Below are 17079 nucleotides of genomic sequence, written 5' to 3'. Positions count from 1 at the left end.
CCAAAATTGTGTTTTTTGCGTATTTAGTCTTTAGTAACCAATCAGGTGTAATACGTCGCGTAGAACACTAAATCCTGCTAAATCCCACAACAAATAAGCGAGAAAACCGATAGCTGCCAAACGACCATTCCATAGTTCTGCTTGGGGTGTCCAGCCAAAGAGAAAAGCATTACGATCTACGCCGTTATATTCTCTAGCAACTGGTGGTAAATCAGTAGAAGGACGAGTTTCCATTTTTTCTCTTAACAATTTGTTTCTTGATTCAAATGTAACGATTTACAAAGAAGTTGCTTTCTGTCTGTAGGCACAAACAATAGCCACTTCTTGTGGATGATCAGCAAACAGCTTTTGCAGCTAATATATCTGCCTTAAGATGGTGATAAAAAAATAATTATAAATAAATGTAACGATAAAACAGAAAAACAGCCTTGAAACTTGGCAATTAATTATATAAAGCGGACAAATTAATAAAGTTAGAGCTAAATCAATTTTTTCAAAAAACACTGATGAATATTTGTGTTTATCTAAGATGAAGAGTAATAACTATGGTTTTTTGAAGATAGCTAATGAAGATTTTCCCTTTGGCTAGCCAAATTTCTATCTAACGCTAGATATACTGTTCAAACTGTGGAGAGATGCTCTGGATGCCTAAATTCCACGATTCTGAGAGCTACAAGAGTTAGGTATTGCCATAAATACAGAATTTCTGCTCATGTAATCCTTAATTTCCTCAAATTTAATCTTAGACAAAGGAAATACAATGTTTCAAAGTACGGAAATTATGCTGGGACTGTATAAACCACTATTGTGGGTGGCACAGGCTCCAGTAGACTCCACAGGCGTCTCACCAGCACAGGCATCGGTTATAACTTCCGGGCCACGCTTTTTTGTGGCTTTAATCTCTGGTGTGATTCTAGCTTTTGCTTTCCAATTAGTATTAACAAACTTATCTGTTGCTGCGGGTATTTCCTACCTGGGGCGTCCCTCTGACTCAGATTCAGATCACCACGAAGCGGGAAGTGTCGGCGGTACGATTCGCAAAATTGGTACAGCAGTCGGAATTTGGACGCTAGTTACTGTAACAGTTGCCTTATTAATTGCTTGTTTTTTGGCAGTCAAACTCAGCTTGCTGGTGTTAGACCCAGGACTTGGCGCAACTTTGGGACTAGTAATTTGGGGTGCCTACTTTTTACTACTAATGTGGGTGAGTTCTACCACAGTCGGTTCGTTAATTGGCTCAGTAGTAAATACGGCAACCTCCGGCTTTCAAGCAATCATGGGGACAGCCACTGCTGCCTTGGGTGCCAAAACAGTCAGTAATCAAGTGGTAGCGACAGCTGAAGCCGCCGCCGCCGCCGTGCGTCGGGAACTAGGAAGCGGGATCGACCCAACTAGTATTCGAGAAAACGTAGAAGATTACCTAGAAAGGTTGCGTCCCCCAGAGTTAGATCTATCCAAGATCCGTAATGACTTTGAAAACTTACTTAAGGACCCGCAATTTCAAGCGATCGCAGGTAGTCCAGATCTGCGCAACATCGACCGCCAAAAGTTTATTGATTTAGTCAGCAGTCGCACCGACCTTTCTAAACGAGACGTTAAACGCATCGCTGATACATTGTATAAACTCTGGCAGCAGGTAGTAAGTCAGCAAGCACCAGCCCAAGACCGCTTAGGGGAGTTAGTTGAATATCTCAAATCACTACCACCAGGACAAACCAGAACAGATGAACTTAACGCCAAGCTGGAGAGGTTAATTGCAGAAACTCGGAGTTCTAAGGAAGCTGACCAAAAGGCAACCCCAGGACCAATTCAGCAAACACTCCAGCAAGGAATATCTGCCTTGACTGGTATTGTTTTGGGAAGAACAGATTTGTCAGATTTAGATGTAGAAAAAATTTGGCAATCTCTGTCTACCGCTAAAGATAAAGTTAGCGAACAAGCAGATAAGCTAGGTTTGCCCGCAGCTTCCCAACCCTATAGCCCAATTCGAGCTGATGTCGAAAACTACCTGCATAACACTTATGCTTGGCAACTCAGCCGGGAAAGAATTGCCCAAGAATTTCGCGATGTCATCTACGATCCGGCAGCGGACCCTGGAGTAGTGCGGCGAGAATTACAGCGACTTTCCCGCAATGATTTTGTTAACATTCTGCAACAACGGGGACTGCTTACTCAAGGACAAATTCAGCGGATTGCAGATCAACTAGAAACTGTCCGTCAAGAAGTATTGGTGACAGCGACTGCTGCTGAAGAAAGAGAGATAGTAGAAGACTTGCAACGTCGAGTATCAAGCTACCTACTCGTTACCAGTAAAGCTGATTTGACCCCAGAAGGTATTGAGCGGGATTTTAGACCTTTGTTGCAAGATCCAGAAGCAGATTATGAAACTCTGTCACGGCGATTGGCTGCGATCGATCGCCAACAAATGCAGCAAATACTGTTTCAACGCAACGATATTCAGCCATACGAATTAGATGGCATTCTAGAGGATTTAGAAAAACAACGGGATCGCGTGTTGATCGAATCCAAAGGGCTGGCAGACCAGGCAAAATATCAAGCAGAAACACTGTGGTTGAATTTAGAGTCATATCTGCGTAACACTGGCAAAAGCGAACTTAACCCTGATGCAATTCGAGCTGATGTTAAAAGACTGCTGGAAGATCCCCAAGCAGGAATTGCTGCAATTAGAGCGCGCTTATCCCGTTTTGATCGTGACACCTTGGTACAACTGTTGAGTCAGCGCCAAGATTTAAGCGAAGACCAAGTTAATCAAATCATTAATTCAGTTGAAGATTCTTGGCACAGTATCCGCCACGCGCCTCAAGCTGTAGTAGATAAAGCTAAAGAACAATACGACTCTGTTAGCACTACCATCGCCGATTACTTGCGCAACACTGGCAAAACTGAACTTAACCCAGAAGGTATTCAGCGAGATTTAAACAGACTATTGGCCAATCCCCAAGAAGGAGCCTTAGCACTACGCCGTCGATTATCGCAGGTAGATCGGGATACACTGGTAAAATTGCTCAGTCAACGTCAAGACTTGAGCGAACAGCAAGTCAATGAAATCATTGATTCCGTACAACATTCGATTCGCAACATTGTACGTGCGCCCCGTCGCCTTGCTACCAGAACACAGCAAAGAGTGGAAACTTTCCAAGCTTATTTGGAAGAGTACTTGCGGCAGACTGGCAAGGAAGAACTTAACCCAGAAGGTATCAAGCGTGACCTACAACTGTTATTGCACGATCCCCGTGTCGGTATAGAAAGTTTTAGCGATCGCTTGGCTCATTTTGACCGTTCCACAATTATCGCCCTGCTGAAAATTCGCGAAGATATTTCCGATGAAGAAGCAGCCAGAATTGCAGATAACATCGTCTCGGTGCGAGAGCAATTTGTGGAGCAAGTACGAGGCATCCAAAGACGCATCCAAGATGTGATTGATGGAGTTTTTGCCCGCATCCGCAGCTATCTCAACTCCCTGGAGCGTCCGGAACTGAACTACGACAGTATTAAGCGCGATGTTCGCCAATTATTTGAAGATCCACAGGCTGGTTTTGATGCGTTACGCGATCGCCTGTCTTCTTTCAACCGCGATACCCTAGTAGCACTGATCAGTTCCCGTGAGGATATCTCCGAAGAAGATGCCAACCGGATTATTGACCAAATTGAAGGAGCTCGCAACACAGTTTTACAAAGAGCAGAACGCCTACACCACGAAGCACAACGCCGTTTAGAAGAAGTAAAACATCAAGCACAACGGCAAGCTGAAGAAACCCGTAAAGCCGCCGCTACAGCCGCTTGGTGGTTGTTTGCTACAGCAGTTGTCTCCGCTATTTTCTCAGCATTAGGAGGAGCGATCGCTGTCGTTCGCCTGTAGGTGGACAAATTGTCTCCGCTCACCTGTTTAAGCCTCCCTGTGTGGGAGGTTTTTTATTGAATTCCCTTTCGCTACACCTTTTGAACTGAGGTAAGTAGATCGGTGTTAAAAATTGTCGTTATGACAAAGCAGGAGGCAGAGGAGGCAGTGCGTTGCGGGGGTTTCCTCCGTTGTAGCAGATGGCGTGGCAGAAGGCAGAAGGTGAGTCACTGCGGTGGACGGGTCCCCAAGGCAGTCCGGTGAGGTAGCCCCCGTCTTGGCGGTTCCCGGCGATGGGGGACTACCGAACCCGAAGGGTCTTGGTGGTTTCCTCTGCATAGGAACTGCCGTCGGCATAAAGGAGACAGTGCCGTGGTAAGGCAGTTCGGTCTTGGGGGTTCGCCCCCAATCCCCAGAGGGGACCCCGAGTCCCCCAGAAGGAACTGCCGAAAGGGTTTCCCGACTTGAGGAGCCAATGCGTTGCGCTAATCACACATTTCCTCTCTAGGAATTTTTAGCAAAAAAGCATAATTTTCTTTGAATTGCCTTTGAATCATGGAACCAAACAATCGAATCCCAAAAAGACAAACAGTAATATCCTCATGGTTAATGTAGTTTGGAATGCATAGAATGTAGTTATCTAGTACAGCTTAAAGCGTAAATAGAGATTCATAGGATTGATATTGTGTTATCAAATTTCAAAACTACGAAAACTACGAAAAATAAACAGCAATCCAAAACAGGTAAACATTTTTGGACTTTCAATAACACTGTGCTGTGCATTGCAATTTTCCTAGTTCTACCAATTTGTACTTTTACTGCCTTTTTTTCACTATTCTCTTCAACCAATTATTCACTATTTTCCTTAATTACTTCCAGTAACGACTCACCTCATGCTACATCAATCCCTTGGATTGATAATGCTTCTGAATGTCAGTATACAAACAGAAGTTGGCATGAAAATAAATGTTGGGATGACGAACATAGCCATACATTTTGAATTAAGATATATGTTTCAGCCTTGTCAATAAATTTGATGAGGAATTATGTTCAGACAATTATTCTGATTTCCGGCTTGTGGGAGTTAGCAAAATCTAAAATTGCTAATGCCAATATACCCAGATGACGCAGATAAAATAGAAAATGTTGTGCGTCTGTCTGTGGTTCAAAATAGAAATGGTATGGACTCCCCTACATGCAAAAATTCATCGCACTATCCGAATGCGCGATTTATTTAAGCGCAACCAACGTCTATTAGTGGCAGTTTCGGGTGGGCAAGATTCTTTGTGTCTCATAAAATTACTGTTAGATTTACAATCAAAATGGGGATGGCATTTAGGTATTGCTCACTGCGATCATCGCTGGCGTGCTGACTCCCAAGCTAATGCCAACCATGTAGAACACCTAGCTAAAACCTGGAATATATTATTTTATTTAGAAACTGCTACGCAACCGTTAAATAGTGAAGCCGCTGCACGTAATTGGCGGTATCAAGCTTTAAGTGCGATCGCTCAGGAAAATAATTACAACTGTATTGTGACAGGACACACAGCAAGCGATCGTGCCGAGACCCTTCTATATAATTTAATGCGCGGTACAGGGGCTGATGGTTTGCAGGCCTTATCTTGGCAACGTCCATTGACTGTAGATATTTTTTTAGTACGTCCACTTTTAGAAATCACTCGTACACAAACAAAGCAATTTTGTGATGATTTCCATCTGCCAGTATGGGAGGATTCTACAAATCAAGATTTACAGTACGCCCGCAACCGCATCCGCCAAGAGTTAATTCCATATCTGCAAAAAAATTTTAACCCGAAAGTAGAATTAGCTTTAGCCCAAACGGCGGAACTTCTCCAAGCAGAAGTGGAATATTTAGAGACAGCAACGCAGAAGTTGAAGGAAGAAGTAATTGAAGTGGGAAATCAAGAACATTTTCCTGATTCTTTACCCTTAAGGCTCAATCGTCGTGTATTGCAGACAGTACCGCTAGCGTTGCAACGTCGTGTTATGCGTCAAATCCTACAACAAATACTTCCTGATGCCCCCAGTTTTGAACACATAGAGAAATTAACTAATTTAATTACCGCTCCCAACCGCTCACAAACAGATCCATTTCCTGGTGGTGCGATCGCTCAAGTGGAAGGTGATTGGATCTATATAAAGAGTGAAGTATGAAGGCTGAAGTGTGAAGTGTTTTTCATCCTTCATCCTAGCCTTCTCCTGTCGGAGACGCTACGCGAACGGCAAGCCACCCTCCGGGTGTCTACAGACTTTATCCTTTTCAGGATGCTAGTAATTCTGGCTGAGATATCAGATCCAGAAGAGTATGACGCATCTGGGCAATAGCTTGGAGCTGATAATCACCTGTTTCTTGAACTTGAGCTAAAGAGTCAACCATGCTTTGCAACTTCTGCCGTAAAGCATCTAGACTGTCTTGAATTGGTTGTAGTGTCTCTTGATAGAGATTAACCCGACCCCAGCATTCAGTAGTTGCCGTTCTGAGGGATTGCAAGTTGTTCTCCATCGTTTTCAGTTCTTGGCGCTTCTCTTCTAAATCGTGGACTTGATTATCTATCATCCCTTGGGCTAGCTCCATACCAGCTTGCATCTGCTCAATCTCACGTTCTAACTTTTGTAATTCTTGAGACTGTTGTTGTCGCTGGTTTTCATTTTGCAAAAGAATCGGTCCCAAATCAATTGAGTTATCTTCTGGTTCATTGGTAACAGCATGTCCTTGTCGCCGTAGGAGTACAGATTGATGTTGCTTGATTAACTTCTGCCGCTGTAGCAAATTACGACGTTGACCCACCAAACTTTGGTTTAACATTTGGTAGAGGTCTTTTTCATCTGCCAGTTCCATTTCTAGATTAATCACATCATGGTCAGATGCTTGATCAATCTTGTTTTGTACCTCTTCTATGGCTTCTTGCTTATATTTCAGTTCTTGTTCCTGATCGTGGACAAAGCTAGAGTCTATGTCAAACTTCTCCTGCAAATCTTGCACCAACCTTTGCAGTTCATCTAGAGGCATATTCTCTAAAGCTTTCACATCTACTTTCTGCCCAAGAATTCCATCCCCAGATGTGGCAGCCAAGGATTGAATCTGTTGATATAAGTCTTCCTGATTTCGCAATTGCTCTTTTAGTATTTGAGCGTATTCTTGCTTGCTAGCAAGAATTGCGGTGTTTACTTTTAACTCAGATGTATGTTGATGTAAAGAATTTTGTGCCTGTTCCCAGGTATTTTGGCGATCGCTAAAGGTTTGCGAGAGGCGTTCAACTTCTTCTTGCTGTTGAGTAGCTAAAGTTTTTTGCTCCTCTAGCTTTTGCCAGTGTTGATTTAGCGTAGCTTGTTGCTTTTCGACTAACTCAAAAGATAAATTGAGGTGTTCCCGTACTGTTTCCGTAGGAGCAACGCGACTAGACAAGCGATCAAGTAACTCACTCAATACTCGACTTTGCTCTTCATCTAAAACCTTCCCTTGTTGGGAATCTGCTTGAAACTCTTCTAGGCGACGTTGCTCACCCCGCAAATGCTCCCAGGCTCCTTCTAGTTCCTGGCGATTGCGCTCTATTTCTTGTTGTAACTTTTCAATTTCTGTACGGGAAGTTTCAAATTCCTCTTTTTGCGCCTCCAATTGATGAAACTCATCCTCCATTTGTTGCAACTGTTCCAAGCGGACTTCCATTTCCATTTCGCGGCGATTCAATTCTTGCGCCTGAAATGTTAGTGATTGCTTCCACTGATCGATCTCGTCTTCTTTGAGCTTAAATTTTTCCAATTGGCGAGAAAAATTCTGCAATATATTGACTAGGGGACGCCCAGCTTCTTGAATCCGCTGCACCTGGCGATTGGGAGTCAACTCTACCAGTACGAGTGCGCCATCATTTAATTTATTCGCTTCGTCTGCCGTAATCACATCTTCCGACACAGTACTCCAATTCTGGTCGGTTCGCTGACAAGCCAGCAGTTTCAATTCGGTTTTAGAACTACTACTGAGTAAATTAGTAGTGAGTAAGCCGCCTTTTTGCTTTTGTACTTCTGCTAAATACAGCACACCGTTAGTCCTTTTGTGTACTTGATGTCCGTGATTTGGGTTATATCTTAGATATTTTTGTTAGCTTGTCTGATTTCACCACAGCCAGGAAAACAAGACAAACAAAACTATTTATAGACATGACATGACTTGTCACATCTTGTTACATATAGATGCGTGTGGATCGCGCCTTTATATTTTGTGCTGATGGTAATAATGATGGCTACCGTGTGATCACTAGCTTTGTCAAAGTGTATTACGAAAAATTAAGGAACATTGCCTAAAGTATGCGATCGCCAAAGATCTTTTGCAGGCAGTAATTTTATTTATATCCAACAGATCGTCCTTTTAGTGCAAGGTGACGGAAAAACTTAAAAATCCTTGTGTAATCAGCAATATTCCTTCTACCTCATCTGCAATAACTGCAACTTCGCGGTGGCTTTTACCCTGCGATTTCTGCTTTGCTGTCTGGAGCAAGTCAAACTACCTTTTTATAACACTAGTTAAAGATAAAAAATTACTGGGCAAACTTAACAAAGAATGTAAACAGGATCGCAAGGAGTACCTTTTAGCTAAATGCAGGGAAATTTAAATGAAATTGATATTCCTAGTATCCTGCAATTGATTGAGTGGGGGCAGCGAACTGGTCAATTGTTAGTGAAATCCCATAACTTTTGCAATAGCAACAAAATTAGTAGAGAGGGTAACAAACATCACCATTGCTTGATTTGCCAACCACAACAGTATTGGTTCGTCTTTTTCCTCAATGGCCAAATTATCTATTGCCAACAAGGAGATGGTAGTTTATCTAGGATTGACGATTATTTACGACATTACCGAGTCGAGATGCAGCTTGACGATATACAGTTAGCCTCTCTAGACTCAGTGAATGTAGCAGAGTACAGCTATCTCTGGGCACTCTTGGCACAGAATATGATTAACCCCAAGGTAGCTCGTGATATCATGCACAACCTTGTATATGAAACACTCTTTGATTTACTGAGTTTGCATGAAGGTAGCTTCATTTTTCATCAGAGTCCAGCACTTACCCCACAATTAACCACCTGGGAGATTACTCCTCTAGTGACAAAAATTGCTAAGCAATTGCAACATTGGCAACAACTGTATCCATATATTCAGTCTCCCGATCAGGTGCCAATGCTTTCTGATGTAGTTCAATTACATACCTCTTTACCAGTAGAAACAGTTAATAAGCTCAAGCATTGGGCAGATGGTAAAACATCCCTGCGTCAATTAGCTCGCTATCTCAACCGAGACATTTTCACTGTCGCTAAGGCAATATATCCTTACGTGCAACAAGGCTGGCTGCAATTAGTATATTCAAATACTTGTGATTTTAATCTAGATAGAGAAAATTCGGAGGTAGATAGCAACGGTCGGGTGCGAATAGTAAGTATCCAAGCATCAACGACTATTGGTGAGACTATAGAGTCTATTTTGCAGCCACAAGGATATGAAGTGTTAACTTTGACTAATCCTTTAGAGTCCCTCAGTCTCATTTTTCAACTTCAGCCAGATATGATTTTCTGCGACATGACCATGCCGGAATTAGATGGGTATGAGATTTGTGCCATGATGCGACAGTCAACAGTATTTGCACTGGTGCCAATTATTTTGCTGAATGCTCAAGATAGATTTATCGATCGAGTCAAAGCTAAGATGGTCGGGACTACAGATTTTTTGACAAAACCGTTGAAAGATACTGAGATACTGACGCTCGTAGAGAAATATATCAATATAAATTATTGCTAGGACATACAAAAAAGATACAAGACTTGTTGATCCGCTAAAAGATGGGGTAAAAAATGTTATCACAGAATCAACCAGCCCCAGTACAACCAGTACAAAGTTATTATCTAGTAAATTAGTGAAGGAATAAAGTTAATTTATACACTAAATGCTTGCGGGGAAATCAGGGAATGTTCCAAAGGGGAACGTCTACATCAGGAGGTAGATAGGCATTTATGAGTACAGTTCTGATTGTGGAAGACAGTATCGCACAAAGGGAGATGATTACGGACCTCCTGAAAGCCAGTGGCTTAACAGTCACCCATGCCAGTGACGGAGTAGAAGCTTTGGAGGCCATTCAAAGTGCACCTCCCGATTTAGTGGTCTTGGATATTGTCATGCCTCGGATGAACGGCTACGAAGTTTGCCGTCGGTTAAAATCCGATCCGAAAACCCAGAATGTCCCCGTGGTGATGTGTTCTTCCAAAGGTGAAGAATTTGATCGCTACTGGGGCATGAAACAGGGTGCAGACGCTTACATAGCCAAACCATTTCAACCAACTGAGTTGGTGGGAACAGTCAAACAACTGCTGCGAGGATAAGGATGAAAATAACATGGTCAGCAAACCGGACTTTTTAAGCGGTGGTAGTCAAGACCACTTCCGTCCTGAATTACAAGTAGAAAGTCCTGAAGGTGAATTACATTTGCGGTTTTACATTCCTTCGCACCAGGAGTTTGCACTACCTGCAACTGGGATTCGAGAAGTAATGGAACTGAGTCCAGATAGAATCACTCCGATTCCTAATGCTTCTCCTTTACTTTTGGGTACTCTAAATTTACGAGGTCGAGTAATTTGGGTGGCTGATTTGGGCCAATTTCTGGGGGAAGCAACCGCGCTAAACACAGATAGAGCAGAAATTCCGGTAATTGCTATCGAAGAGCAAGACACGATAGTGGGCTTAGCGGTAGAAGAAATCGGTGGTATGGACTGGCTTGATGCACAGAATCTGATGCTACCAAATCATGTGCCGGATACAATGGCTCCCTTTTTACGCGGTGAGTGGTTATTAGATACTAAAAAAAATCAGTGTCTACGACTACTCGATCAAATGGCAATTTTGCGGAGTGCGAGGTGGGCAGGATGAAAATGGGAGGGTGGAAATGGCAGCAAGTATAGATGATTACCTAGAGATATATAAGCAGGCTTGTACGGCTTATGCGCAACAGAACTATGAAGTTGCCGCCACTTTAGTAGACCAAGTGGTGCAAAATTTACCAAATGACCCTAACTCCCATTTGTTGCGGGGTCACATCTACTATGTTTTACAGCAGTACGATGTCGCAAAAGCCGAATATGAAAAGGTGTTGCAGCTGACTCAAGACAAAGAAATAATTGGTTTTGCCAAACATGGTCTTGAGAGTATCAATGAATACCTAGAAATAGTACCTGCTCAGGACACTACCACAAAGGATAATGAGCAAATAACCTCAGAAAAAATTTCTGATGCTTTGCTAACTGATGAACCAATATCACAAGGTTTGGACTCCAGTAGCGATTTTGCTAGCAACAGCTTTGATGACAAAGCCTTTGGTGAGTACCAGCCAGATGTAAATGAAATAGAAGAGCTATCCTTGGACAGTCCCTTTAATATTTCAGCAAACAGTAGTATTGCATTTAATGCCATACCAGATTTCTCGGAACCTTTGAGCGATGACCCGTTTAATTTGAACCATCAACCAAGTGGACAAGAGTCGCAGGCTAATAGTTGGGAGGAGCAAGGAGATCTGGAATTGCCTGCTTTTTGGCAGGAAGATATTACAGAGGATAATATTTACGAGCCAGGAGTGAAGAGTCATTTTCTAGACACTGGTAGAAATTCAACTAAAGAAGGTGTTGCTGATTATAAAGATGATAGCGATAGCGATTCACCTTTTGCAGAGTTTGATTTACCAACAAACAACAACTGGGAAATACCAACTGAATTCTTGATGGAGGAAAAATATCCAGAACCAAGTGATATGGATTTGGATATGAACAGCAATAGCTTGGAAAATGAAACTTTAGCCAAGAGCCAAATAGTTATCCAGGATAGTGCCACAAAAACAAATAGTTTGAGATCCAACAGTCAGGATGATTTATCTCAAAGTACACCTGATAATTGGTTGGGGCCTATAGAAGCCCAAGATACCTTAAAAGAGGTATCTGCTTCTGCTAACAGAGATTTTAGCCAAGAAAAACAGGTAAAACCGGGTGTAACAGTAGAAACAAATAATTTGGAGATTGACGATAATTTTGATTTTGAAGCATTTGAATCTGCTTTTGGCTCGGAGAGTTTAAGCTCAGATGAAGACACAGGCAATATCCGCAATGGAGGCAATTCCAAAAGTAATATAGAGTTTTTAGATGACTTTGATGAATTTGACGATTTAGGTAACATTCCAGGGTTTGATCTAGCAGAAGCAGACTCCAGCTTTAGCGATGTGGCAATCCATTCTGGTTCACTGGAAACTGGCAGCAATTCCCGCAACCAAATTGTGGAGTCTTCTGCAATTGATGAAGCTAGCGATCGCGAAGATGAATTATTTTCGATTACTGGTTCACAAGAAGCAGTCCCAGTCTTTACTCAAGTAGATGTCTCAAAGTTAGAACCCACAGTCAGCGTCGAGCAAGGTTGGTTAGCACCCTTAGAGAATGCTTCTTTAGAAAAGAAACAATGGCTAATCGCAGGTAGCGTTGGTATCGTTTCAGCGCTAGTTGTAGCCACAGTCAGCTTTGGAGCTACTACATTTTCTCCACCCCAACAACGAGAATCAGTGCGGAACACTGGCTGGGCAATGTCACTAGCAGCTGGGATTGCTGGTTTTGCAACCGCCGCCTTTATGGGAAATTTTACACTCAAGCAAATTCGGCGCACCACCCAAAATTTGCAAGCTCAGTTTGATGCTGTGCGACAAGGTAATCTCAATGCTCAAGCCACGGTGTATTCCGAAGATGAATTAGGACTGCTAGCCACTGGCTTTAATGAAATGGCACGGGTGATTTTCACTACCACTAATGAAGCCCAACGCAAAGCTGATGAACAGGAAGAAGCCAAAGAAAATCTGCAACGCCAAGTAATTCGCTTGTTAGATGATGTGGAAGGAGCCGCTAGAGGAGATTTAACAGTACAAGCTGAGGTAACAGCAGACGTACTGGGAGCAGTTGCTGATGCCTTTAACCTGACAATCCAAAACTTGCGGGATATTGTCCAACAAGTAAAAGTGGCAGCCAAGGAAGTAACAAAAGGTGCAACTAACTCCGAAACCTTTGCTAGAGCTTTATCTAGCGATGCCTTGCGACAAGCAGAAGAGTTGGCTGTAACGCTGAATTCCGTACAGGTGATGACCGACTCAATTCAACGCGTAGCGGAAGCGGCGCGAGAAGCGGAGACTGTCGCCCGTGATGCCAGCACCATCGCCCTCAAAGGTGGGGAAGCCGTGGAAAATACCGTGGCAGGTATTTTAGAAATTCGGGAAACTGTGGCAGAGACAACCCGCAAAGTGAAGCGACTAGCAGAATCTTCGCAAGAAATCTCGAAAATTGTCGCATTAATCTCCCAAATTGCCTCTAGAACCAACTTATTAGCTCTCAATGCTAGTATTGAAGCGGCACGGGCAGGAGAAGCCGGACGCGGATTTGCGATAGTAGCAGATGAAGTGCGCCAGCTAGCAGACAAATCTGCCAAGTCTCTAAAAGAAATTGAGCAAATTGTGATGCAAATCCAGAGCGAAACAGGCTCTGTGATGACTGCAATGGAGGAAGGTACACAACAGGTAATTAAAGGCACTAAATTGGCAGAAGAAGCCAAGCGATCGCTCGAAAATATTATTCAAGTGGCAAATCGTATTGATATTTTGGTGCGCTCAATTACCTCCGATACTGTGGAACAGACTGAAACCTCCCGTGCTGTAGCTCACGTGATGCAATCTGTAGAACTTACAGCACAAGAAACCTCTCAGGAAGCACAACGAGTTTCCGGTGCCCTGCAAAACTTAGTGGGTGTATCCCGCGACTTGATAGCTTCCGTTGAACGTTTCCGGGTAGAAACCCTCGAATCTAGATAATTTAGTCAATAGTCCAAAGTTCAAATATTGGCTCTTGACTGTTGATTTTTAACTGTTGACTCTTGACTATTGACTCTTGGCGAAAAAACTATGCTGCCGGAACAACAACAGCGCATTTTGGGTTACTTTATTGAAGAAGCAAGAGACCACCTGAATACGATTGAGCAGGGGTTGTTGAATCTCCAGAGTACCCTGAACGACCCAGAAATGATCAACGAAGTCTTCCGGGCGGCTCACTCTATTAAAGGGGGAGCTGCGATGCTTGGTTTGAGTAGCATCCAGCATACATCTCACCGCCTAGAAGATTGTTTCAAAATTCTTAAAGAGAATCCAATTCAGGTTGACCAAAAGTTAGAGTCTTTGTTTCTTGGTGTGGCCGATACCCTCAAAGCACTTTTGGAGAATTTGAGTGGACCGTTTGGGCTGTCAGAAGAGACAGCCAATACTTTGATGTCAGAAACTGAGCCAGTCTTTCAATGGCTGAATCAGCATCTAGAACTACTCTTACAACAAGCAACCAGTGGTGTAGACAGTGGTATTTCCGCAACAGAAATACGTCCAGCCTTGGCAGATAACGCCAACACACTGACAGAAATTTTCATGCACCGGGATTTCTCCACCCCAGAAGAAGAAAACAGCAGAGTATCCGGCGAACCATCCGTGACATTGCCTGAGGAGACACGTTCGTCGGTTGCGGCTAAAGAAAATGAAACCTGGAGTGAGTTCCAAACCCAAGTGCTGCAAACACTGCGGGAAATGTTGCAACTATTTAAACAAGGGACAAACCTGGAAACTCGGCAAAATCTCCAGGAATGTTGTCAACAGTTAGCCCAATTGGGTGAGGCCTTTAATTTGCCCAAGTGGTGTAATTTATGTCAAGCAGCAACAAACGCGATCGCTAATCCTGATAATAGTTATCTAACTCTAGCTAAAATTGTCATTACAGAAATTAAAAAAGCTCAGGAATTAGTTCTTAAAGGTAAGGAAACGGAGATTGTAATTAGCCAGCAGCTAGAAGTACTTTTGAGCTTCCCAGAAGTTGAATTAGTAGACATAGCCTATAATTTGCCTGATGAATCTGAGAGACAGCCAAATGCGATCGCTGATGAGCTAGCTTCCACAAATGATAATTTTGTTAGTGGTACTAAAAACCGCATAAAGAGCCTATCTGAGCAACTTAACAAAGATCAAAATATTCCTTCAATAACGAAAAATACTAGCACTGATTCTTCTTTATTATTTAACTCCTTATCTAGCAATGAAGATGATACAGTTCTGACAAGTCATAATCTTGATCCAAAAGGTCCAGAAGTTGGAATAGCTGAGTTAAATACTCTGGCGGATTTATTTGAAGGTGAAACGCCAGAACTGGATGAAACTTGGCAACAAGAGGAAATATTAGACATTAATGCTGCCAGTAAATTGGGCATTGATATCACCAGTGGTGAGACTGAGGATACTGATAGCGATTTAGCAGATTTACTATCTTTTGACGACGATATAAGCAATACAAGCAGTGATGATTCTCAAAAAACTACAATCCAAACAGAAGATTTCAGCCTACTATTTGGTGACAATTTCTTAGAAAAAGAGAATTCAGAACCACAACATTCACAAAGAGCAGCAACAAACTTTAACGATCTAGATTTAGACTCCCCGACTGATGAAAGTATAGAAGAATTTACGCAAATTCTCCTCGAATATCCGGGGGATATTGCGCCACAAGATGTAGTGCAAAATCTATTGGGATTGAAATTAGATGAAAACGAAACTTTGTCTATAGGTGAAGTAAATCAACCAGAAATTGAAGCGATACCTAGCATAGAATTATCTGAAAACGAGCAAAACACTTTCTATGAATTATTCTCCGAAACTGAAAATACAAATTTGGCAGAGGAAATAACTCCTAGTAGCGAATCAAAACTTAACTTACCACAACCAGAAAGCTTTTCTTTCGATAATTTATTTACTGAAATAGAAGAAAATACACCATTTTCTACAGGTGAGCCAGAAATTGGAGATTTATTTGACACACCCTCAACAATAGCAAGAGATTTTTTGCCATCAGCAGATGATTTGAACAACTTCTGGAACGAGGAAGCACAAACTCAACAACAGCCAGAATTTGACTCAAAGCTAGAGCAGGATGTAGCTAGGGCGTTAGAGGAGAGCTTGTTTACAGCTGCCAATGATTTTTTTGGCGATACTCCTTCACCTACAGCAAATTTTGATCTTGAAGATTTTGATCTAGCTTTCCCACAGCAAGATGAGCAGCTCGATCTGATATTTTCAGAAGATGGTGAGGATGATTTATTTGCAGAGTTGGCACCAACCAACACGACAATTTCACATAACGTTGACGAGCAACAAATACCTGTAACCGAGATTAGCAGCTTTTTAGAAGAGCAGAGCGATCTCACCCAACTCCCGTCAACGGCATTACCTCCAGAAGCTTTAGATTTCACTCCTGAATTTACCAACCAGTCAGTAGAGAACGTATTTGGCAGTTCTCCCAAAGCTTTTGCTGACCTGGAAATTGATTTGTTCAATATTGATACTCCAGAAACGACTGTTACTGACAGTGCACAATTAAATTTAGTCGAGGAGTCATCAGCAACAGCAGCAAGCCTAGATATAGATTTCAGCGATTTAGACAACTTTGATACTCCAGAAACGACTGTTACTGACAGTGCACAATTGAATTTAGTCGAGGAGTCATCAGCAACAGCAGCAAGCCTAAATATAGATTTTAGCGATTTAGACAACTTTGATACCGCAGAAACGACCGTTGCTGACAGTGCACAATTGAATTTAGTCGAGGAGTCATCAGCAACACCAGCAAGTCTAAATATAAATTTCAGCGATTTAGACAACTTTGATACTCCAGAAACGACCGTTGCTGACAGTGCACAATTGAATTTAGTCGAGGAATCATCAACAACACCAGCAAGCCTAGATACAGATTTCAGCGATTTAGACAACTTTAATACCGCAGAAACGACTGTTACTGACAGTGCACAGTTGAATTTAGTCGAGGAGCCATCAGCAACAAGTCTAGATTTAAGTTTTGTCGAAGATTTTAGTTTACAACAGTCTCCAGCTAACTCAGGGGTAGACGAGAGTTTGGAAACTGCTGTTGATGCCGCAGACATAACTTTTGCTGCTAGTACAGAACTGGCTTTAGTTGATGAATTATCAGCCACAGAAACTGTCTTCCAAGAATTTGCAACCTTAGACGAGTTAGTAGACAACACTGCAAATAGTGATTTCAACGAAGCTGCTATTGCAGAAACTGCTAGTACAGAACTGGCTTTAGTTGATGAATTA

Annotated in this window: 9 protein-coding genes; 7 read left to right on the top strand and 2 right to left on the bottom strand. The window is 42.4% G+C overall.

Annotated elements, in window-relative coordinates; translation table 11 throughout:
- Positions 1-30: 30 nt before the first annotated feature.
- Positions 31-234, bottom strand: coding sequence for a high light inducible protein (locus BV372_RS15220; RefSeq protein WP_086687342.1), 204 nt, complete (start codon positions 232-234; stop codon positions 31-33).
- Between the two features lie 526 nt (positions 235-760).
- On the opposite strand from BV372_RS15220, the gene BV372_RS15215 reads away from it, so the two are divergent.
- Positions 761-3880, top strand: a complete 3120-nt coding sequence (locus BV372_RS15215) for a hypothetical protein (RefSeq protein ID WP_086687341.1) — start codon at positions 761-763, stop codon at positions 3878-3880.
- A gap of 1155 nt (positions 3881-5035) precedes the next feature.
- Positions 5036-6037 carry a tRNA lysidine(34) synthetase TilS gene (gene tilS / locus BV372_RS15210; RefSeq protein ID WP_086687340.1) on the top strand — a complete coding sequence of 334 codons (1002 nt, stop codon included), beginning with the start codon at positions 5036-5038 and terminating at the stop codon, positions 6035-6037.
- Positions 6038-6143: 106 nt separating this feature from the next.
- On the opposite strand, the gene hmpF is transcribed toward tilS, so the two are convergent.
- Complete coding sequence (gene hmpF, locus BV372_RS15205; RefSeq protein ID WP_086687339.1) at positions 6144-7919, bottom strand: pilus motility taxis protein HmpF; 1776 nt, start codon at positions 7917-7919, stop codon at positions 6144-6146.
- Positions 7920-8474: 555 nt separating this feature from the next.
- Here hmpF and BV372_RS15200 point away from each other — a divergent pair.
- The 5 genes from BV372_RS15200 to BV372_RS15180 all read left to right on the top strand — a co-directional run.
- Positions 8475-9671, top strand: a complete 1197-nt coding sequence (locus BV372_RS15200; protein ID WP_086687338.1) for a response regulator — start codon at positions 8475-8477, stop codon at positions 9669-9671.
- A 212-nt stretch (positions 9672-9883) separates the two neighbouring features.
- Entirely contained in the window at positions 9884-10249 is a 366-nt protein-coding gene (locus BV372_RS15195) for a response regulator transcription factor (RefSeq protein WP_086687337.1), read from the top strand.
- A 13-nt stretch (positions 10250-10262) separates the two neighbouring features.
- On the top strand, positions 10263-10793 hold the full coding sequence (locus BV372_RS15190) for a chemotaxis protein CheW (RefSeq protein WP_086687336.1): 531 nt from the start codon (positions 10263-10265) through the stop codon (positions 10791-10793).
- A gap of 16 nt (positions 10794-10809) precedes the next feature.
- The gene (locus tag BV372_RS15185) at positions 10810-13752 is read left to right on the top strand and encodes a methyl-accepting chemotaxis protein (protein WP_086687335.1); all 2943 of its coding nucleotides are present in this window, start codon (positions 10810-10812) and stop codon (positions 13750-13752) included.
- A 90-nt stretch (positions 13753-13842) separates the two neighbouring features.
- The coding region (locus tag BV372_RS15180; protein ID WP_179198103.1) for an Hpt domain-containing protein at positions 13843-17079 on the top strand (3237 nt) is incomplete at its 3' end.

The sequence above is a fragment of the Nostoc sp. T09 genome (genome assembly GCF_002154695.1).
Lineage (GTDB): Bacteria > Cyanobacteriota > Cyanobacteriia > Cyanobacteriales > Nostocaceae > Aulosira.
This window is presented reverse-complemented; position numbering and strand designations above follow the sequence as displayed.

Excerpts from the sequence above, each read along its gene's own strand:
- BV372_RS15220 (WP_086687342.1), bottom strand. The coding sequence starts at position 234 with ATGGAAACTCGTCCTTCTACTGATTTACCACCAGTTGCTAGAGAATAT.
- BV372_RS15215 (WP_086687341.1), top strand. The coding sequence starts at position 761 with ATGTTTCAAAGTACGGAAATTATGCTGGGACTGTATAAACCACTATTG.
- tilS (WP_086687340.1), top strand. The coding sequence starts at position 5,036 with ATGGTATGGACTCCCCTACATGCAAAAATTCATCGCACTATCCGAATG.
- BV372_RS15200 (WP_086687338.1), top strand. The coding sequence starts at position 8,475 with ATGCAGGGAAATTTAAATGAAATTGATATTCCTAGTATCCTGCAATTG.
- BV372_RS15195 (WP_086687337.1), top strand. The coding sequence starts at position 9,884 with ATGAGTACAGTTCTGATTGTGGAAGACAGTATCGCACAAAGGGAGATG.
- BV372_RS15190 (WP_086687336.1), top strand. The coding sequence starts at position 10,263 with ATGGTCAGCAAACCGGACTTTTTAAGCGGTGGTAGTCAAGACCACTTC.
- BV372_RS15185 (WP_086687335.1), top strand. The coding sequence starts at position 10,810 with ATGGCAGCAAGTATAGATGATTACCTAGAGATATATAAGCAGGCTTGT.